At 75.2% G+C, this 18,321-nt stretch carries 21 protein-coding genes; 12 read left to right on the plus strand and 9 right to left on the minus strand.

The window, feature by feature from the left end; translation table 11 throughout:
• Positions 1–12: 12 nt before the first annotated feature.
• Together ACR9E3_RS14045 and mrf are read right to left on the minus strand one after the other, a co-directional pair.
• Positions 13–372, minus strand: coding sequence for a hypothetical protein (locus ACR9E3_RS14045; protein ID WP_460380909.1), 360 nt, complete (start codon positions 370–372; stop codon positions 13–15).
• On the minus strand, positions 369–1,634 hold the full coding sequence (gene mrf, locus ACR9E3_RS14050; RefSeq protein WP_460380911.1) for a ribosome hibernation factor-recruiting GTPase MRF: 1,266 nt from the start codon (positions 1,632–1,634) through the stop codon (positions 369–371). The genes ACR9E3_RS14045 and mrf overlap by 4 nt, the downstream gene beginning before the upstream one ends.
• Positions 1,635–1,694: 60 nt before the next feature.
• Between mrf and rpmG the strand changes: the two genes are divergently transcribed.
• The 4 genes from rpmG to ykgO are packed head-to-tail and all read left to right on the plus strand — an operon-like array spanning position 1,695 to position 2,503.
• Positions 1,695–1,859, plus strand: a complete 165-nt coding sequence (rpmG, locus tag ACR9E3_RS14055) for a 50S ribosomal protein L33 (RefSeq protein ID WP_337712131.1) — start codon at positions 1,695–1,697, stop codon at positions 1,857–1,859.
• Complete coding sequence (gene rpsR / locus ACR9E3_RS14060) at positions 1,856–2,101, plus strand: 30S ribosomal protein S18 (protein ID WP_460380913.1); 246 nt, start codon at positions 1,856–1,858, stop codon at positions 2,099–2,101. The genes rpmG and rpsR overlap by 4 nt, the downstream gene beginning before the upstream one ends.
• 2 nt (positions 2,102–2,103) lie before the next feature.
• Positions 2,104–2,340 (plus strand): 50S ribosomal protein L28, encoded by a 237-nt coding sequence (gene rpmB / locus ACR9E3_RS14065; RefSeq protein WP_460380914.1) that lies wholly within the window; start codon positions 2,104–2,106, stop codon positions 2,338–2,340.
• A gap of 40 nt (positions 2,341–2,380) precedes the next feature.
• Positions 2,381–2,503: a type B 50S ribosomal protein L36 gene (gene ykgO, locus ACR9E3_RS14070; RefSeq protein WP_460380915.1), complete on the plus strand. Its 123-nt coding sequence runs from the start codon at positions 2,381–2,383 to the stop codon at positions 2,501–2,503.
• Between the two features lie 10 nt (positions 2,504–2,513).
• Here the strand turns inward: ykgO and ACR9E3_RS14075 are convergent, their stop codons facing one another.
• Positions 2,514–2,813 carry a hypothetical protein gene (locus tag ACR9E3_RS14075; protein WP_460380916.1) on the minus strand — a complete coding sequence of 100 codons (300 nt, stop codon included), beginning with the start codon at positions 2,811–2,813 and terminating at the stop codon, positions 2,514–2,516.
• A 67-nt stretch (positions 2,814–2,880) separates the two neighbouring features.
• Here ACR9E3_RS14075 and ACR9E3_RS14080 point away from each other — a divergent pair, with 67 nt between their 5' ends.
• Positions 2,881–3,804, plus strand: coding sequence for a helix-turn-helix domain-containing protein (locus tag ACR9E3_RS14080; RefSeq protein WP_460380917.1), 924 nt, complete (start codon positions 2,881–2,883; stop codon positions 3,802–3,804).
• A gap of 76 nt (positions 3,805–3,880) precedes the next feature.
• Complete coding sequence (locus ACR9E3_RS14085) at positions 3,881–5,107, plus strand: acyl-CoA dehydrogenase family protein (protein ID WP_460380918.1); 1,227 nt, start codon at positions 3,881–3,883, stop codon at positions 5,105–5,107.
• Here ACR9E3_RS14085 and ACR9E3_RS14090 read toward each other — a convergent pair.
• Entirely contained in the window at positions 5,104–5,634 is a 531-nt protein-coding gene (locus tag ACR9E3_RS14090; RefSeq protein WP_460380919.1) for a PadR family transcriptional regulator, read from the minus strand. The genes ACR9E3_RS14085 and ACR9E3_RS14090 overlap by 4 nt on opposite strands.
• A gap of 97 nt (positions 5,635–5,731) precedes the next feature.
• Here ACR9E3_RS14090 and ACR9E3_RS14095 point away from each other — a divergent pair, with 97 nt between their 5' ends.
• From ACR9E3_RS14095 to ACR9E3_RS14115, 5 genes are read left to right on the plus strand one after another with little or no spacing between them, the layout of a single operon-like run.
• On the plus strand, positions 5,732–7,300 hold the full coding sequence (locus tag ACR9E3_RS14095; RefSeq protein ID WP_460380920.1) for a class I adenylate-forming enzyme family protein: 1,569 nt from the start codon (positions 5,732–5,734) through the stop codon (positions 7,298–7,300).
• Positions 7,297–9,684 carry a xanthine dehydrogenase family protein molybdopterin-binding subunit gene (locus ACR9E3_RS14100; RefSeq protein WP_460380921.1) on the plus strand — a complete coding sequence of 796 codons (2,388 nt, stop codon included), beginning with the start codon at positions 7,297–7,299 and terminating at the stop codon, positions 9,682–9,684. Before ACR9E3_RS14095 ends, ACR9E3_RS14100 begins: the two co-directional genes overlap by 4 nt.
• A 42-nt stretch (positions 9,685–9,726) precedes the next feature.
• A complete protein-coding gene (locus ACR9E3_RS14105; RefSeq protein ID WP_460380922.1) occupies positions 9,727–10,506 on the plus strand; it encodes an enoyl-CoA hydratase/isomerase family protein in 780 nt (259 codons plus the stop codon).
• Positions 10,503–11,336, plus strand: coding sequence for an FAD binding domain-containing protein (locus ACR9E3_RS14110; RefSeq protein ID WP_460380923.1), 834 nt, complete (start codon positions 10,503–10,505; stop codon positions 11,334–11,336). The genes ACR9E3_RS14105 and ACR9E3_RS14110 overlap by 4 nt, the downstream gene beginning before the upstream one ends.
• Entirely contained in the window at positions 11,327–12,535 is a 1,209-nt protein-coding gene (locus ACR9E3_RS14115; protein WP_460380924.1) for a xanthine dehydrogenase family Fe-S subunit, read from the plus strand. The genes ACR9E3_RS14110 and ACR9E3_RS14115 overlap by 10 nt, the downstream gene beginning before the upstream one ends.
• 14 nt (positions 12,536–12,549) lie before the next feature.
• On the opposite strand, the gene ACR9E3_RS14120 is transcribed toward ACR9E3_RS14115, so the two are convergent.
• The 5 genes from ACR9E3_RS14120 to ACR9E3_RS14140 all read right to left on the minus strand — a co-directional run bounded on the left by ACR9E3_RS14120 (position 12,550) and on the right by ACR9E3_RS14140 (position 16,857).
• Positions 12,550–13,335: an enoyl-CoA hydratase/isomerase family protein gene (locus tag ACR9E3_RS14120; RefSeq protein WP_460380925.1), complete on the minus strand. Its 786-nt coding sequence runs from the start codon at positions 13,333–13,335 to the stop codon at positions 12,550–12,552.
• 3 nt (positions 13,336–13,338) lie between these two features.
• Positions 13,339–13,695 carry a PRC-barrel domain-containing protein gene (locus ACR9E3_RS14125; RefSeq protein ID WP_460380926.1) on the minus strand — a complete coding sequence of 119 codons (357 nt, stop codon included), beginning with the start codon at positions 13,693–13,695 and terminating at the stop codon, positions 13,339–13,341.
• Between the two features lie 11 nt (positions 13,696–13,706).
• Positions 13,707–14,171, minus strand: coding sequence for a hypothetical protein (locus ACR9E3_RS14130; RefSeq protein ID WP_460380927.1), 465 nt, complete (start codon positions 14,169–14,171; stop codon positions 13,707–13,709).
• 357 nt (positions 14,172–14,528) lie between these two features.
• Positions 14,529–15,596: a tRNA 2-thiouridine(34) synthase MnmA gene (gene mnmA, locus ACR9E3_RS14135; protein WP_460380928.1), complete on the minus strand. Its 1,068-nt coding sequence runs from the start codon at positions 15,594–15,596 to the stop codon at positions 14,529–14,531.
• Between the two features lie 73 nt (positions 15,597–15,669).
• Positions 15,670–16,857 (minus strand): cysteine desulfurase family protein, encoded by a 1,188-nt coding sequence (locus ACR9E3_RS14140; protein ID WP_460380929.1) that lies wholly within the window; start codon positions 16,855–16,857, stop codon positions 15,670–15,672.
• Between the two features lie 185 nt (positions 16,858–17,042).
• Here ACR9E3_RS14140 and ACR9E3_RS14145 point away from each other — a divergent pair, with 185 nt between their 5' ends.
• Positions 17,043–18,284 carry a cytochrome P450 gene (locus ACR9E3_RS14145; RefSeq protein ID WP_460380930.1) on the plus strand — a complete coding sequence of 414 codons (1,242 nt, stop codon included), beginning with the start codon at positions 17,043–17,045 and terminating at the stop codon, positions 18,282–18,284.
• Positions 18,285–18,321 lie beyond the last annotated feature (37 nt).

The following is an 18,321-nucleotide window of genomic DNA, read 5'->3' on the forward strand; positions in this document are numbered from 1 at the left end:
GCTAGGGCGACATCAGCCCGCGCGCAGGTGCGACGGCGGCGGGTGCTCGACGCCGCCGGCCAGCCAGTCGCAGAGATCGTCGACGTCCGCCCGTTCGTGCAGCGGGCCGGCGACGACGGCCGGGCCGGTCGGCGTGCGCTCGTGGTCGCACGGCTGGACGAGCACGAGCCCGCCCGCCCCGTGCGGCGCGGTGCCCTGCCCGCACGCCGCCGCGGCGAGGCAGGGTGCGCGCACGAGCAGCCCGTGCGGGCACCGCCGCACCGCGCCGCGCAGGGCCTCCCCGACGACGTCACCGTCCGGCGCCGGGTGCTGGTGGTGCGGGCACGCCGGGGTGCCGCAGTAGACGGCCGTGAAGCCGGTGGGGGTGCTCATGCCTCCCCCCGGTCCCGCGCCTGCCGCGCCTCGTCGGGGACGTCCTCGCACGGGTCGACGTGGCGGTGCTCGAACGGGTCGGGGAAGCGGCGCCACGCGTCCTCGCCGAGGGCCAGCTCGGCGTCGGTGAGCAGTGCGGCGTCGAGCGCCTCGACGATGCCCGTGGGGTCGGCGTCGTGGACGAGCACCACGACCTGCTGTTCGCGGTCGCCGAAGCGCTCGTCCCAGCTCAGGGACGCGGCCGCGCGCCGTTCGTCCTCGGCGTCGTCCCAGGCCTGCGGGTCGGCGGCGAGCCAGGTGCCGGCCAGGCCGATCTGCAGGGCACCGCCCGCGGACTCGAGCCAGAGCACGTGCTCGGGCTGCGAGGCCACCCACACGCGGCCGCGGGCCCGGACGGTGCCGTGCAGGAGCACGTCGATCGCGGCGTGCAGCCGTTCGGGGTGGAACGGGCGGCGGTGCCCGACGTGCAGCAGCGACACCCCGGCGTCGCGCGTCAGCGGCGGCTGCCCCCGCAGCAGCGGGGTGTGCGCGTCCTCGGGCACTCCGCGGCGGGCCCCGCGCGGGAGCGTCGCGAGGCGTTCGACGATCTCCACGCCGAGGTCCGCGGCGAGCTCGGGGGCGAGGGCGTCCTCGGCGCTCAGCCGCACCGCGCGCGGCGCGAGCCGGTCGAGCACGGCCTCGAGCCGGACCCGGTCCCACGGCGTGGGGCACCGTCCCGCGACCACGAGGACATCGGCCAGCTCAGCCGACCCGACGACCATCTGGGCCACGGTCCGCTCGTCGTCCGCGGTGAGCCCCAGGCCGCGCTCGGCGAGGGCGTCGTCGCCACCCGCGTCGTCCAGCCAGCGCGCCGCCTCGAGCACCGTCACCACGCCGCGCAGCGCGAGCAGGTCGGTCACCGGCCCCGCGGCACCCTCGGGGACCAGGGCGTGCAGCGCCTCGCACACCGCCTCGGGCTCCATGCCCGGGTCGAGCAGCAGCACGACCTCACCGACCTCGGGATCGCGCGCCAGCCACACGAGCAGCGGCAGCAGGTCCTCCCGCAGGGTGCAGGACACGCACCCGTGCGCGAGCTCGAGGACCGCGTCGTGCTCGCCGTCGTCCTCGACGACCCGCCGGTGCACCACACCCTCGCCCAGCTCCCGCAGGTCGTGGGCGACGAGCACGGCCCCGTGCCGCCGCATCCCGGCGGCCAGCGCGGCCGTCGCGACCCGGTCGGCACCGCTCACCAGCGTCAGCCCGGTCTCCGGACCCTCCGGCATAAGGCTCCCTCCGTCGGCGTTATCGTGAACGATAATCATTCTCAACAACGAGGGGAACAGGTGGCCCGCAACGACATCCGACCGATCGTCAAGCTGCGCTCGACGGCCGGGACCGGCACGACGTACGTGACCCGCAAGAACCGCCGCAACGACCCCGACCGGCTCGTGCTGCGCAAGTACGACGCCCGCGTGGGCCGGCACGTCGACTTCCGCGAGGAGCGGTGAGCCCCGCGCGCTCGCCGCGGCCGGCCCGCCGCAAGGTCAACCCGCTGCACCAGCGCCGGATCACGAGCGTGGACTGGACCGACACCGCGCTCCTGCGCACGTTCCTGTCCGACCGCGGGAAGATCCGTTCCCGCCGGGTGACGGGCCTGACCGGCCAGCAGCAGCGCCAGGTGGCCGCAGCGATCAAGACCGCCCGGGAGATGGCGCTGCTGCCGTACTCCTCGGCGCCCGGGAAGGGGTGACCATGAGCCGACGCTGCCAGCTGACCGGGCGCTCGCCCGGGTCGGGGAAGAACGTCGCGCACTCGCACGTCCGCACGCCGCGCCGCTTCGGCGTGAACGTGCAGGACCGCCGGTACTGGGCGCCGAGCCTCGGGCGGCACGTCCGCCTGCGGCTGTCCGCGAAGGGGATCAAGACGGTCGACCGCGAGGGCATCGACGCCGTCGTGGCCCGCCTGCGGGCGGCCGGGGAGAGGATGTGATGCCCGGCGTCACGACGTCGGGCGGGGTGAGGAGGACTCCATGAAGGTCCGCGCGTCACTGAAGGCCCTCAAGCAGAAGCCGGGATCCCGCGTCGTGCGCCGGCACGGCAAGGTCTTGGTGATCAACAAGCAGAACCCGCGGTGGAAGGCGCGCCAGGCCTGAGCCGGGAGGCCTAGGCCCGGTCCGGGGGCGTGTCGGTGACCCGCAGCAGCAGGGCGAGGAAGGCGTCGGCCTGCAACCGCCCGCCGCTGCGGGGCACCTCACCGCGACGCTCGTCGTCGGCCGCCAGCTCCTCGCCGATGCGCCCCATGGCACGCACCAGCGGGTCGGCGAGCTCCGGCGGCACGTCGCCCAGCAGCTCCAGCGACCCGTCGTCGCGGCGCTGCGTGGACAGGTGGGACAGGGCCCGGCGCAGCACCCTGCGCGGTTCCCCGGCCACCAGGTCCGCGTCGTCCCCGTCCGCCGTCGTCATGCCCGCAGTGTGCCGGGCGGGTCCGACACCGTTCCGCGGGGACGGGCGCGGGGCTACCGTCGGGACGGTGGCGGTCTGGGACATCGCGACGCTGCCGGCGCGCGAGCAGTTCTCGTACTGGCACGAGGTCATCTGCCAGGCCTTCGTCCCGCTCACCCCGCACCGCACCACCGACGAGGCGGGGTTCGCGGCGAAGGTCGAGACCCGGGCGCTCGCGGGCCTCAACCGCGCGCGGCTGCGCTCCCGCCCCCAGCGCACCGACCACGGCCCGCGCGAGGTGGCCCGCACCGACGGCGCGTACTACTTCGTCAACCTGCAGCTGACCGGGCGCTGCGTCACCACCGTCGGCGAGGACACGAGCGTCGTGGGGCCCGGCGAGATCGTCGTCGTCGACACCGCGCAGCCCTACTTCTTCGAGCTGGACCGGCCCTGGCAGATGCTGTCGTTCCGCGTCCCGCACGGCGACCTCGACGCGAAGCTGCACGGGCGCCGGCCGCGGCTCGGCCGGGCCGTCGCCGCCACGGGCGCCGGGGCCGCGGTGGCCGCGCTGATGCCCGCGCTGTGGTCGCTCGACACCGCCGACCCCGCAGCGGATGAGCTCGCCGAGTCCTTCGCGACGGCGGTGGCGGCGGCGACCGGGGACCGCACGGCCGACACGGCCGACCCGGCGATCCGCGCCGGCGTCAGCCGCGCCGCCATCCTGGCCCACGTCGAGCGCCACCTCGGCGACCGCGACCTCACCGTCGCCGGCGTGTGCCGGCGCTTCGCGATCTCGCCACGCACCCTGCACCACCTCTTCGCGGGCACCGGCGAGTCGTTCGCCGCGACGGTGCGCCGCCGTCGCCTCGAGCGGTGCGCGGCGATGCTGGCTTCCGGCACGCCGGCCACCGTCACCGCGCTCGCCCACGCGCACGGCTTCGACGACCCGACGGCGTTCGCCCGCGCGTTCCGGCGCCGGTTCGGGGTCTCGCCGCGGGAGATGCGCCCGTAGCGCGGGTGCACGCACGGCACGGTCCGGTGCACGGGGAGCCGGGACGGCGCCGGCCGAGCGGGCCAGGCTCGGCGGCATGACCGTGTCGTTCCTGCTGAGCCCCGAGCAAGAAGGGCTCAAGGCCGCCGCCCGCGCGTTCGCCGAGGAGCACCTGCGCGACCTCGCCGCCGCGGTGCGTGCCGAGCCGGACCCCCTGACCCGGGCCCTGCTCGCGCGCCCGGTGTTCGAGAAGGCCGTCGGGCAGGGCTTCCTCAAGGGCCTCATCCCGGCCCCGGTCGGCGGCGCGGCGTCGAACGGGGTCGACGCGGCGATCTTCGTCGAGGAGTGGGCGGTGCACAGCCCCGACTTCACGATCTCAATGGCCGGCCCGCTCATCGCGCTCGCGCCGGTCTACGAGGCCGGCACCCCGGAGCAGGTCGCGCGCTTCGTCGCACCGTTCCTCGCGGACTCCGGGGCACCGCTGGCGGCGATGGCCTACAGCGAGCCCGAGGGCAGCGCGAACTTCGACAGCCCGACCGGCACGCGGACGACCGCGCAGCCCGACGGCGACCACTACGTCATCACCGGGCGCAAGGCGTGGGCGTCGCACCTGTCGGGGTGGGACGGTGACGGCCCGGACCTCATGACCATCGTGTGCCGGGCACCGGGCGGCATCTCGCTGATCGTCGCCGAACGCGAGCACCTCGCCGGGCACCTCGAGGTCGAGGAGCACTACGACCTGCCCGGCCTGCGCGGCTGCCTGACCTCGCGCGTGCGCCTGCACGACGTCCGCGTGCCGAAGGCGAACCTGCTCGGCGCCGAGGGCCAGGGCGCCGCCCTGACCCGCAACGCCTTCCTGCCCAGCGGCGCCTCGATCGGCATCTTCGCCGTCGCCGCGATGCGGGGCGCGTTCGATGTCGCGCTGCGCTTCGCCACCACCGAGACGCGCGGGGGCCCGACGCCGATCATCGACCACCAGGCGGTGTCCGACGTCCTCGCCGACGCCAAGGGGAAGATCGAGGCCACCCGGCTGCTGGCCTGGCGCGCGCTCGACGCCGTGCTCGCCCAGCACCCCTCGGCGCCCGAGCTGGCCCTGCACTCCAAGGTCTTCGGCTCCGAGACCGGCGTGGACGTGATCAACGACCTCGTGAAGCTCGTCGGCGTCACGTCGTACGACGAGCGCTTCCCGATCGTCGAGTACCTGAACGAGGCGCTGGCCTACCCGATCATCGAGGGCAGCAACATCGGGGTGCGCCGCCGCCAGCTCCAGGACCTGTTCCGCATCCCGGGCTACGACCCGCTCGCGGCGTCCGGGATGACCTAGGAGACCTCCTCCAGCAGCGCCGTCCAGAACCGCAGCGCGGCGTGCTCCATCTCCAGCCCCAGCCGCAGGGTGATCATCCGCTTGGCGACGGCGTCGAGGTCGGCGTAGCGCGCCTGCATGTCCTCGTAGACCGCGATGCGCTCGCGGTGGGCGGCGATCTGCTCGCGCGCCAGCCGCTCGACGTCGCCGGGCTCGGCGACCTCGTTGAAGAACAGCTTGAGCTCGGCGATGTCGCGCATCTGGAAGTGCTCGGGCGTGGGCTCCGCGAGCCACGACGTCAGCTCCGCGCGCCCGGCGTCGGTGAGCCGGAACGTGCGCCGGCGCCGGCCCTCCGGCTCGGTCTCGGCCTCCAGCAGACCGAGCTCGGCCAGCCGTTGCGGTTCGGAGTAGAGCTGCGCGTGCGGGAAGTGCCAGAAGTAGCCGATGGAGCGCCCGACCGCCCGCTTGAGGTCGTAGGACGTCGACGGGCCCCGCAGCGCGATCGTGCCGAGCACGACGTAGGAGGTCGGGGAGAGCCGGTCGGCCACGGGCACGGAGCGTACCCACTCTTGCCCGTCGAGTGTCCGTGCCATACCGTCCGAAACAGACCGTATGCGGCGGAGCATGATCGGGAGGCGGCACCGGATGGACCTCGCGACGGCGTGGACGTGGGCGGTCGAACGCTTCCCCGCCCGCCGGGCCGTCGGCGGGCCGGCCCCGATGACCTACGCGCAGTGGGACGCCCGCACCGCCCGCCTCGCGCACGCCCTGCGCGGTCTCGGGGTGCGCCGCGGCGACCGGGTCGCGCTCGTGCTGGTCGGCGGCGAGCCGGCGGCGTCGCTGCACCTCGCGGCCCAGCGTCTCGGCGCCGTCGCGACACCGCTGTCGCCGCGGTTCGGCCCGCCCGAACTGGCGCACTGCCTGGCCGACGCGGCGCCCGCGCTGGTGGTCAGCGAGCCCGCGACCGCCGAGGCGACCGCGACGGCGCTGGGCGACGAGCGCGTCCGCCCGGTGACCCACCTCGACCTGCCCGACCTCGAACGACGGGCCCTGGACACGCCGGACACCGCACCGTCGGACCCGCCCGGCCCCGACGACGTCAGCGTCATGCTCTACACCTCCGGCACCACCGGGCGACCGAAGGGCGTGCCGCGCACCCACCGCGCCGAGCACGCCGCGGCCGTCGCACACCTCGTGCAGACGGGTCAGCGCCCGGGCGACGTCGTCCTCGGCGTCATGCCCCTGTTCCACACGATGGGCGTGCGGACGCTGCTGGCCACCGTCCTGGCGGGCGGGACGTGGGTGCCGCAGGCCCGGTTCGACGCCGCGGAGGCGGCCGAGCTGATCGCGCGCGAGCGGGTCACGTCGCTCTACCTCGTGCCGACGATGTTCTGGACCCTGCTGCGCGAGGCCGCGCCGTCGGCCCTGGGCGGGGTGCGGCGGCTCGCCTACGCGGGCGCGCCGATGGCGCCGGCGCTGGCCGAACGGCTGGTCGAGGCCGTCGCGCCGGAGGCGTTCGTCAACCACTTCGGCTCCACCGAGATCTACACGTTCACGATCGGCCCGGACGTCGCCGCGAAGCCGGGGTGCGCGGGGCGGGCGGGGATGTTCAGCCGCGTGCGCCTGGTCGACCCGTCCCCCGGCGCGGGACCCGACGACGAGGTCGCGGCGGGCGAGCAGGGCCAGGTCGCCGTGTCGATGGCGAGCCCGGAGGCGTTCGGGGGCTACTGGCTGCGGCCGGACGCGACCGCGAAGGCCGTGCGCGGGGGCTGGTACTTCACCGGCGACCTCGCCGTGGCCGACGACGACGGCGACCTCTGGGTCAGCGGCCGCGTCGACGACATGATCAACACGGGCGGCGAGAACGTCTACCCCGACGAGATCGAGGCCGCCCTCGCGTTCTGCCCGGCGGTCGCCGACGTCGTCGTCGTGGGGCTGCCCGACGAGCGCTGGGGGCAGGCGGTGACGGCGTTCGTCGTGCCCGGTGCCGGGGTCGCGCCGGCGGACGCCGTGCGGGGCGCCGCGTCCTGGGCGCGCGACCGGCTGCCGTCGCTGCGCCGGCCGAAGCGCGTGATCGCGATCGACGCCGTGCCCCGCTCCGCGGTCGGCAAGACCCTGCGCCGGGTGCTCGTCGGCGGGGACTACACGGCGCTCGCCGACACCGCCGCCGTGTCGGGCGCCGGTGCCCTCCGGTCGCGTCGGGAGGCGCCGTGACCTGGGTGCCCGCACGCGACGAGGACGCGGCGCTCGTGGCGGGCGCCGGGCGGTTCGTCGACGACCTCGACCCGCTGCCCGGCACGCTGGTCGCGGCGGTCGTGCGCAGCCCGCACCCGCACGCGCGGATCCGCGCGGCGGACCTCGAGGCCGCCCGCGCGCACCCCGGCGTGGCGGCGGTGATCGGGCCCGACGAGGTACGTGCGGCCGTGCGGCCGTTCCCGCTGTCGACCACGACGCCGATGCCCTACCTGCCGTCCGCGACCGACACCGCGCGCTACGTCGGCGAGCCCGTCGCCGTCGTCGTCGCGACCGACCGCTACGTGGCCGAGGACGCCTGCGAGCTGGTGGCGATCGACTACGAGCCGCTCGACGTCGTCGTCGACACGCGGTCGGCGCTGGAGCCCGACGCGGTCCTCCTGCACCCCGACGCGGGCACGAACGTCGCCACCGACCGCACGTTCTCGTTCGGGCCGGTCGACGACGCCTTCGAGCACGCCGACCACGTCGTGCGCGGCGAGTACACCTTCCCGCGCTACTCGTCGGTGCCGATGGAGTGCTACGGCGTCGTGGCGCACTGGGGTGTCGACACCGTCGAGGTGTGGGCCAACTTCCACGGCCCGTTCACGATGGTCCCCGTCGTCGCCGGGGCCCTCGGGGTGCCGGTATCCCGGCTGCGGCTGCACGTGCCGGCCGACATCGGCGGCAGCTTCGGCATCAAGTCCGGCATCTACCCGTACGTGGTGCTCATGGCGCTGGCCTCGCGGCACGCGGGCCGGCCGGTGCGCTGGGCCGAGGACCGCGTCGAGCACCTGCTGTCCAGCTCGTCGGGAGCCGGGCGGGTGATGACGTTCTCGGCGGCGGTCCGTGCCGACGGGACGGTCGACGCCCTGCGCGTCGACCTCGTCGACGACGTCGGCGCCTACCTGCGCCCGCCCGAGCCGAGCACGCTCTACCGCTGCTTCGGCAACATCACCGGGGCCTACGACGTGCCCGCCGTCGCGATCCGCGCCCGCGCCGTCGTCACCAACCGGGCCCCGACCGGTCTCAACCGGGGCTTCGGCGGCCAGCAGCTCTACTTCGGGCTCGAGCGGCTGATGGACGCCGTCGCCGACCGGACCGGTCTGGACGTCGTCGAGGTCCGCCGGCGCAACCTCGTGCGCTCCTTCCCCCACCGCACGCCGACCGGGGGGCTCTACGACTCCGGCGACTACACGGGGGCGCTGGACCTGCTGCTCGCGAAGGGCGGCTACGACGAGCTGCGGACGCGCCAGTCGCTGGCCCGGGCCGACGGGGCGTACTACGGCGTCGGGCTGGCGCTCGTCGTCGACCCGTCAGGCACCAACATCGGCTACGTGGGGCTCGCGACGCCGGCCGCCGACCGCAAGCCCGGCCGCGACAAGTCGGGCTCGACGGAGATCGTGCGCGCGTCGGTCGACCTCCAGGGCGTCGTGACGGTGCTGCTCGGGTCGGTGCCCCAGGGGCAGGGGCACGCGACGGTGGCGCGGAAGGTGGCGGCCGCGCGGTTGGGGCTGCCGGTCTCGCAGGTCCGCGCGACCGTCGACATGGACACGGCCTCGACGCCCTGGACGGTGACGTCGGGCAGTTACTCGTCGCGCTTCGCGCCGCTGGTGACGAGCGCCGTGATCGCGGCGGTGGACCGGCTGGCGGAGACGGTGCGCGCCGGGGCCTCGGTGCTGCTGGGGGTCGACGCGTCCGGTCTCGAGCTCGCGGACGGCTCGGTGCGCGACCCGTCGTCCGGCGCGTCGTGCCTCTTCCGGCACGCGGCGGGCGTCGTGCACTGGGACCCGGGCGCGCTGCCGGCCGGGGCACCGGCGCGGCTCGCGACCGAGGGCGAGTTCGTGCCGCCCGAGGCCGTCGCGGCGACCGCGGACGACCGGATCAACTCGTCGCTCTGCTACGGGTTCGTGGCCGAGATGGTGGGGGTGCGGATCGACGCCTCGACCCTGGAGGTCACCCTCGACCGGGTCGCGACCGTCCACGACGCCGGCACGATCCTCGACCCGGTGCTGCTCGAGGGGCAGGTGCTCGGGGCCCTGGTGCACGGGCTCGGCGGCGCGGCGTACGAGGAGTTCCGCTACTCCCCCGCGGGCCAGCCGACGTCGGCGACGTTCCTCGACTACCTGTGCCCGACCAGCGCGGAGACGGCGTTCGAGCTGGTGAGCGACCACGTCTCGTCGCCCTCGCCGCTGACCCCGCTCGGCGCCAAGGGCTGCGGCGAGGGCAGCTCGATGAGCCTGCCGGTGGCCTACGCCAACGCCGTCGCCGACGCCCTGGCCCCCGCCGGCGTCCCCGTCACCTCCCTGCCCCTGCACGGTTCCGTGCTCCACGACCTCCTACGTGAGCGAACTTTGGGGCTATAGCCCCAAAGTTCGCTCACATACCGACCACGACGAAGGGTTCCCATGGCACTGACCGGCGGCGAGGTCCGGCTCGAGCGGTCGCACGACGGGCGGGTCGCGGATGTGACGCTGTCCCACGGCCGGTACACCGTGATCACCTGGGAGATGCGGCGGCTCATGGCCGAGCGCTTCGCCGAGATCGACCGCGACCCGGCCGTGCAGGTCGTCGTCATCCGCTCCGACGGCGAGCACTTCTCCTCGGGCGGGGACATCGCCGGGTTCATGGAGGTCGAGCCGATCGACTTCACCGACCTCGGCCACGACGTGACCGCGCCCTCGCGCAGCCCCAAGCCGGTGATCGTCGCCGTCGACGGCTACGCGTTCGGCGTGGGCCTCGAGCTCGTCCTGTCCTGCGACATCCGGCTCGCCACCGAGCGCAGCCGCTTCGCGCTGCCCGAGATGAACCTCGGCATGATCCCCGGCTCCGGCGGGACGCAGCGGCTCGCGCGCCTGATCGGGATCTCGCGCGCCAAGCACCACGTCATGACCGCCCGGCGCATGACGGGGCAGGAGGCCGCCGACTGGGGCGTGGTCGCCGAGCTGCACCCCGACCGCGAGGCCCTCGACGCGGCGACCGAGGCGCTCGTGACGACGATGCTGGGCTTCTCGCCGCTGGCCCTGCGTGCCGCGAAGGAGGTGCTCGACCGGGGTGTCGACGCGCCCCTGTACTCCGGCATCGAGCTGGAGCGGAAGGCCTACGCGATGCTGCGCTCGAGCCACGACTTCGCCGAGGGCGTCGCGGCGTTCGGGGAGAAGCGCAAGCCCGAGTTCACCGGGCGATGAAGGCCGCGCCGTTCGCCTACTGCCGCCCCGACACCGTCGACGAGGCGGTGGACGTGCTGGCCGGCGGCGACGCGAAGGTGCTCGCCGGCGGGCAGTCGCTGGTGCCCGTGCTGGCGATGCGCCTGGGGCGGCCCGCCACGCTGGTGGACATCACGCGGCTGCCGGGGCTGTCCTCGCTGGTCCTCTCCGAGGGGGAGCTGCACGTCGGCGCGGCCGTCCGGCAGCGTGGGCTCGAGCGGTCCGCGGAGGTCGCCTCGGTCCCCCTGATCGGCCGGGCGATGCCCTTCGTCGGGCACCGCGAGCTGCGCAGTCGCGGCACGGTGTGCGGCAGCCTCGCGCACGCCGACCCGGCCGCCGAGCTGCCCGCGGTCGCCGCGTGCCTGGGCGCGACCGTGGTGGTCCGCGGGCCGCGGGGATCGCGGGAGATCGGCGCGCGGGAGTTCGTCACCGGCCCCATGACGACGGCGGTGGGCCCCGACGAGCTGGTGACGGCGGTGCGCTTCCCGGTCGCCCGCGCCGGCGACGGCTTCGGGTTCGCCGAGATCGCCCGCCGGCACGGGGACTTCGCGCTGGCGGGGGTGGCGGTGCGGGTCCGCGACGGCGCGGCGACGCTCGCCGCGTTCGGGGTCTCCGCCCGTCCCGTGGTCCGGGAGCTGACGGTCGACGACCCGAGCGAGGCCGGGCTGCGCGAGCTCACCGACGCCTTGGCGCGCGAGATCGTCGACACCGACGGCGACGCCCACGGCTCGCGTGGCTACCGCGCCCGGCTGCTCGGCGTGCTCGCGGCGCGGGAGCTGGCCCGGGCGCACCGGGAGGCCGCGTGTTCGTAGACGCCGACGCCACCGCCGAGGTCTCCGTGACCGTCAACGGGCGCGCCGTCACGGTCGCCGTGTCGCCGCGCACCACCCTGTCCGACGTCCTGCGCGACCACCTCGGGCTCACCGGCACCCACGTCGGCTGCGAGCACGGCGTGTGCGGGATGTGCACGGTGCTGCTCGACGGCGAGGCCGTGCGCGCCTGCCTGCTGTTCGCGGTGCAGTGCGAGGGTGCGGTGCTCACGACCGTCGAGGGGCTCGGCGCCGCCGACGACCAGCACCCGCTGCAGCAGGCGTTCGCCCACCACCACGCCTTGCAGTGCGGCTTCTGCACCCCGGGGATGCTGATGAGCGCCTACGACCTGCTCGCCGGCGGCACCTACGACGAGGCGACGCTGCCCGAGGACATGTCCGGGGTGCTCTGCCGGTGCACGGGCTACCGCGGGATCCTCGCCGCCGTCGCCGACGTGGCCGACCAGGCCCGCACCCGCCCCGACGGCCTCCCCCCGCCCCGCGCCGCCGTGCCGCCGGCGCTGGTCGGGCGCTCGGGGAGTGCCAGCGTGGCGTCCACGCTGGCGTCAGACGACAGGAAATCCACCCGCTCGATCGAGACGGTCACGGTGCCGGCCGGCCCGCCGACGGTGACGGTCGACGTCCGCAGCGGCCTGACCTCGCCCGTCGACGACGTGTGGGCGGTGCTCGCGGACGTCTCCCGGCTCGTCGCCTGCCTGCCCGGCGCGGAGATGACCGAGGACCTCGGCGACGACCGCTACCGCGGGCGCGCGGTCGTCGCGCTCGGGCCGGTGTCGTTGCGGTTCGAGGGCCTGGCACAGGTCGAGGAACGGGACGCGTCGGGCCGACGGATGCGCGTGCTCGCCCAGGGCGCGGACCGGGGCGGGTCGTCGACGCAGGCGGTGATCCGGCTGGCGGCCGACCCCTCGCCCGAGGGCGGGACGACGCTGTGGGCCGACGCCGACGTCCACCTCTCCGGTCGCGTCGCGCAGTTCGGGCGCGCGCTGGCCGGTGACGTGTCGCGCCGGATGTTCGAGCAGTTCGCCACGGCCGTCGACGAGGCCGCGCGGACCGGCGAGGCGCCCCGGACCACGACGAGCCCGCTGCGCCTGGTCGTCACCGCCCTGATCGGCGGCCTGCGCGTCCGGGGTCGGCGGCTACTGGCTCGTATCACTCGCTCAGCGAGGGATACCAGCCAGTAGGCCGCCCCGGTCCCTCACCGGCCCTCGTACCGCGGCGGGCGCTTCTCCGCGAACGCCGCCGGGCCCTCCTCGGCGTCCTCGGTGCGCATGACCCGCAGGAACGCGGCGTGCTCCCGGGCCATCGCCTCGTCGTGCTCGAGCCCGAGGCCGTCGAGGACGCGGGCGCGGGCCTCGCGGACGGCGAGCGGGCCCCGGTCGGCGATCGAGCGGGCGAGCTCCAGCGCTCGCGGCAGCAGCTCCCGGAGCGGGACGACGCGGTTGACCAGCCCGACCCGGTGCGCCTCGGCGGCGTCGATCGGCTCGCCGGAGAGGATCATCTCCATCGCCAGCCCGAGCGGCACGGCACGCGGGAGCCGCACGGTCCCGCCGGCGCCGGGGATGATCGCCCACTTGGTCTCGGCGAGGCCGAACGTCGCGTTCTGCGAGCAGAGGCGGATGTCGCAGGCGAGCGCCATCTCGAGCCCGCCGGCCAGGGCGTGCCCGTTGACCGCGGCGATCAGCGGCTTGGCGCGGTCGGTCGCGGTGAAGCCGCCGAAGTTCCACGGCGGGTCCTCGCCGGCTCGCACGCGGTGGCGGTAGGTGGGGATGAGGCGCTTGAGGTCGGCGCCGGCCGAGAACGTCGTGTCTCCGGCGCCGGTGAGCACGGCGACCAGCTTGGTGTCGTCCGACTCGAACGCGAACACGGCGTCGCCGAGGGCCGCCTGGTGCTCGGGGTCGAGAGCGTTGCGGGCCTCGGGACGGTCGATGGTCAGGACGGTGACGCGCGGGTCGGTGGCGTCGTCCTCGACGCGGATCGGCATGTCTCAGCGCCGCGCGAGCCGGCGCGCACCGCCGGGCGTCGCGGTGGGGAGCCCGTAGTGCTCGAACACCGCGGGCTCGTCGTCCGCCGCCAGCTCGCCGTCGGTGTCGATCGACGGCGCGTGCTTGGCGAGGTCCTTCGCGACGGTCACCCGCACGTGGTCGGGCGCCACCGTCGCCCCCGCCAGCGGCACGAACGCGAGGCGCCGGCGTCCGATGATGCCGACGACGACCGTCGCGAACGCGGGCTCGTCGGAGAGCGTGTCGACGTAGATCGCCTCGAGATCGCCGATCTTCCCGCCGGTCGGGTCGACGACGGCCTTGCCCTGCCAGTCGCGGATGTTCTCCGCCTCGAAGCCCATGGCCCCGGAGGCTAGCGGCGCGGGGCCGACAGGATGCGGACCGCGAGGTTCTCGGTCACGCCGAGGCGCGGCGTGTTCTCGCGGGCCCGCGCGGCGATCTGGCGCGGCGAGAGGCCCATGTCGGCGTAGAGCCGGACGATGTTCTCCTGGGCCGGGGTCCAGGTCGGGGTCGCCGGCCGCGTCGTCCGGGTGGGTCGGGCCTTGGGCCGGCGCTGGGCCGGGACCCTCGGCGTGTCCTGGTGGACCGTCCCGAGCCCGGTGTTCTTGGTGGCGAACTCGCCCGCCGCCGCCCGCGCGGCGATGTCCTCGGGCTCGGCGACCCGGTACGCGTCGCCGCTCTTGTTGACGGCCACCGCGGTGACCGTCGGGCCCTGGCGGTACCGCGCCTGGCAGGCCGGGGCCGTGCAGTAGGTGTATCCCAGCTCGGTGCGCTCCGCAGGGATCTCGCGGCCGCACCCGATGCAGTTGCTTGTCATCGTGCGACCGATTCTACTCCGGGCGCTAGACAGTTGAGGATCACCGACGTCGGGCGGCGGGCTCGAGGCGATCACGAGCCTCGCCGCCGTGCGCACCGCGCCGCGCTCCGACCCGGGACCGAGGGCGTCCTTCGCTGCGCCGAACGCAGCGAGGGCGTCCCTCGAACGCCAGACGCATGCCGGGCGCCCGTGACATCGCGTCGACCGGCCACCGCAGAGATCAGCAGTGCGAGGAGCACCTCGTCCACCCCCATACGGTGCTTTTCGCACTGGTGATCACACGGGCCCGAGCCGTCCGAGATCACGAGTACCTCATCCACGCCAGCACGCCCGAACGCGTGGACCACGCGCTCCTGATCAGCGTGACGTCGACGCGATGGTCGCGCTGCCGAGGACGACGTCGCCGTCGGCGTCCGGCCGGTAGAACACCGCCGCCTGCCCCGGCGCGACGCCCCGCAGGGGCTCGGCGAGCGCGACCTCGACGCCGTCGTCGACCACCCGGACCGCCGCCGGCGAGAGCCCGCCGTGGGCGCGGACCTGCACCACGCAGTCGGTCGGGACCTCGCCCAGCCACACCGGGTCGGAGCAGTGCAGCACCGTCACGTCGAGCTCCTCCGCCGGCCCCACGCGCACGGTCCGGCTCACCGGCTCGAGGCCGAGCACGTACCGCGGCCGGCCGTCGGGGGCGGGGCGCGCGAGGCCGAGGCCGTGGCGCTGGCCGACGGTGAAGTCGTGGACACCGCGGTGGTGGCCGACGACCTCGCCGGCGGTGTCGACCATCTCCCCCGGAGCGTCGTCGATCCGCGCGCCCAGGAAGCCGCGGGTGTCGCCGGACGGGATGAAGCAGATGTCGTGGCTGTCGGGCTTCTCGGCCACGACGAGCCCGCGCTCCGCGGCCTCGGCGCGGACCCCGGTCTTGGGCGAGTCCCCGAGCGGGAAGATCGCCCCGGAGAGCTGGTCGGGGCGCAGGACGCCGAGGACGTAGGACTGGTCCTTGTCGGGGTCGGCGGCCCGGCGGAGCTCGCCGCCGGCGGAAAGCCGCGCGTAGTGCCCCGTCCCGACGGCGTCGAAGCCGAGCGCCCGCGCCCGCTCGAGCACCGCCGAGAACTTGATCTTCTCGTTGCAGCGCAGGCAGGGGTTGGGCGTGCGGCCGGCGGCGTACTCGGCGACGAAGGGCTCGACGACGTCGTCGCGGAACCGCGCGGCCATGTCCCAGACGTAGAACGGGATGTCGAGGAGGTCGGCGCAGCGCCGGGCGTCGCGCGAGTCCTCGACCGAGCAGCAGCCGCGCGCGCCCTCGCGCATCGTCGCGGGCTTCGCCGACAGCGCGAGGTGCACGCCGGTGACGTCGTGCCCGGCGTCGCGCAGCCGTGCCGCCGCCACCGCCGAGTCGACGCCGCCGCTCATGGCGGCCAGGACCCTCACGGTGCGCTCCGCGCACGTGAGCAGTTCGGCGTGCCGGAGCACTCAGAAGTGCTCACGGGCGCGTCAGCGCACCTCACGAGCGGGCCAGCGCGTCGCCGGCGCGGCGGGCGCGCTCGACGACGGGGCCGATCGCCTCGACCACGGCGTCGACGTCGGCGGCGGTGGAGTTGTGGCCCAGCGAGAAGCGCAGGGACCCGCGGGCGAGGTCCTCGTCGAGCCCCATGGCCAGCAGGACGTGGCTGGGGCGGGCGACGCCGGCGGTGCAGGCCGAGCCCGTCGAGCACTCGATGCCGCGCGCGTCGAGCAGCATGAGCAGGCTGTCGCCCTCGCAGCCGGGGAACGACAGGTGCGCGTTGCCGGGCAGACGCTCGCCGGGGCGGTCGAGCGGCACGCCGTTGAGCCGCGCGTCGGGCACCGCGGCCGTCACCCGGGCGACGAGGTCGTCGCGCAGGGCGGTGAGCGCGGTGGCCCGGCGGGCGACGTCGGCCACGGCGGCGCGCACGGCGGTCGCGAGGCTCATCGTGCCGGGGACGTCGAGGGTGCCCGAGCGGACGTCGCGTTCCTGCCCCCCGCCGTGCAGCAGCGGGGTGCAGGCGGCGTCGCGGCGCAGCAGCAGCGCGCCGACCCCGACCGGCCCGCCGAGCTTGTGGCCGGTCAGCGAGAGGGCGTCGACCCCGCTCGCCGCGAAGTCGACGGGGACGGCGCCGACGGCCTGGACGGCGTCGGTGTGGATCGGCACCCCGCAGGAGTGGGCGACCTCGGCGAGCGCGGCGACGTCGTTGACGGTGCCGACCTCGTTGTTCGCCCACATCACGGACACGACCGCGACCTCGTCGCCGTGGTCGGCGAGCAGGGCCTTCAGGGCCGCCGGATCGGCGCGGCCCTCGGGGTCGACGGGCAGGACGTCGAGCACCGCGCCCTCGTGGTCGGCGAGCCACTCGCCGGCGTCGAGGACCGCGTGGTGCTCCGCGGCGGACACGACCACCCGCGTGCGCCGCGGGTCGGCGGCCCGGCGCGCCCAGTACAGGCCCTTGAGCGCGAGGTTGTCGGCCTCGGTGCCGCCGGTGGCGAGCACGACCTCGGACGGCAGGGCGCCGACCGCCTCGGCGATCGTCTCGCGGGACTCCTCGACCGCCCGGCGGGCCCGGCGTCCCGCCGAGTGCAGCGACGACGCATTGCCGACGCGCCCGAGCGCCTCGGTCAGGGTGGCTGCCGCCTCGGGCAGCATCGGCGTGGTCGCCGCATGGTCGAGGTACGTCATCGACCGGCCAGCGTAATCCCCTCGCGCACGGCTGGTCTCCCCTGATCGGTACCGACCGGTGCACCGACCGCGACCTCGCGGTCACGCAGTGGTCACACCCGGGCGCGCGCACTAGCGTCGCGGCCGGTCACGTCCGCCGCCGGGGCGGCGGACCGGGCCGTCCACCGGTCGTCGCGGGAGGTCCCATGACCGAGGACACACGGAACGGAGCCGGCTACTGGGCGCCGCAGTGCCCGGCCGGCGCCCACGACGACCCCGGCCATCGGCGGGACCACTTCGAGCCCCTCTCGGAGACCCTGACCCGCGGGCGGTACGTCCGCGTCTCCGGGGCGATGGCGCGCGAGTGCCCGGTGACCCGCACCGACGGCTACAAGTCGGGGATCTGGACGGTCTCGGGGTACGAGGAGATCCAGGACGTGCACCGGGCCGAGGGGACCTCGTTCTCCGCGTTCCCCGTCCTGCTCCAGGACCTCGGCAACACCCGCCCGGTGATCCCGATGGAGTCCGACCCGCCGCTGCACCGCCAGTACAAGCAGATCATCGCGCCGCCGCTGTCCCGGTCGGCGCAGGCGGCGCGGGAGCCCGCCTACCGGGAGGTCACGCGCACGCTGCTGGCCGCGTTCCTCCCCGACGGCCGCGCCGAGCTGTTCGGGCAGTTCTGCACGCCGCTGGCCGCCCACTCGCTGATGGAGGCGATGGGGGTCCCCGGGCCCGACCGCGACCGCCTGGCCGAGCTCGCGGTCTCGCTGGTGCGCGGCGAGGGCGCCGACGGTGCGGCGGCCGCGGAGGTCTACGAGTACTTCGGCGCGCTGGCGGCGCAGCGCCGCCGGGAGCCGGGCGGGGACATCGTGTCGCTCCTGTGCGCGGCGACGGTCGACGACCGGCCACTGAGCGAGACCGAGATCCTCGACTACTGCATGATCCTGCTGCCCGCCGGCTTCGAGACCACGGCGTCGACGATGAGCTTCCTGTTCCTGCTGCTGGCCGAGCGGCCCGACGTGGCGCAGCGGCTGCGCGCCGAGCCCGCGCGCATCCCCGACGCGATCGAGGAGCTGATGCGCTACGCCACGCCGACGCGCTCGCACACCCGCACCGTGACCACCGACTGCGTCATCGGCGGACGCGAGCTGCGCACGGGCGAGCGCGTCTACCTGAACTGGGCGGGCGCCAACCACGACCCGCGGACGTTCCCGCGTCCCGACGAGATCGACCTGGACCGCCGCCCGAACCGGCACATGGCCTTCGGGTTCGGCTCCCACGTCTGCGTCGGGATGCACATGGCACGCGCCGAGATGAAGGTCGCCCTCGAGGAGGCCCTCGCCGCGATGGACGACCTCCGCCTCACCGACCCCGCTGACGTCGTCGAGACGATCGGGACCACCTGGGCGATCTCGCACCTGCCGGTGACCTTCACGCCCCGCTCCTGAACCGACCGAAGGGCACCCTCGCTCGAGGAGATCGAGC

This window comes from Actinomycetospora sp. C-140, assembly GCF_054796175.1.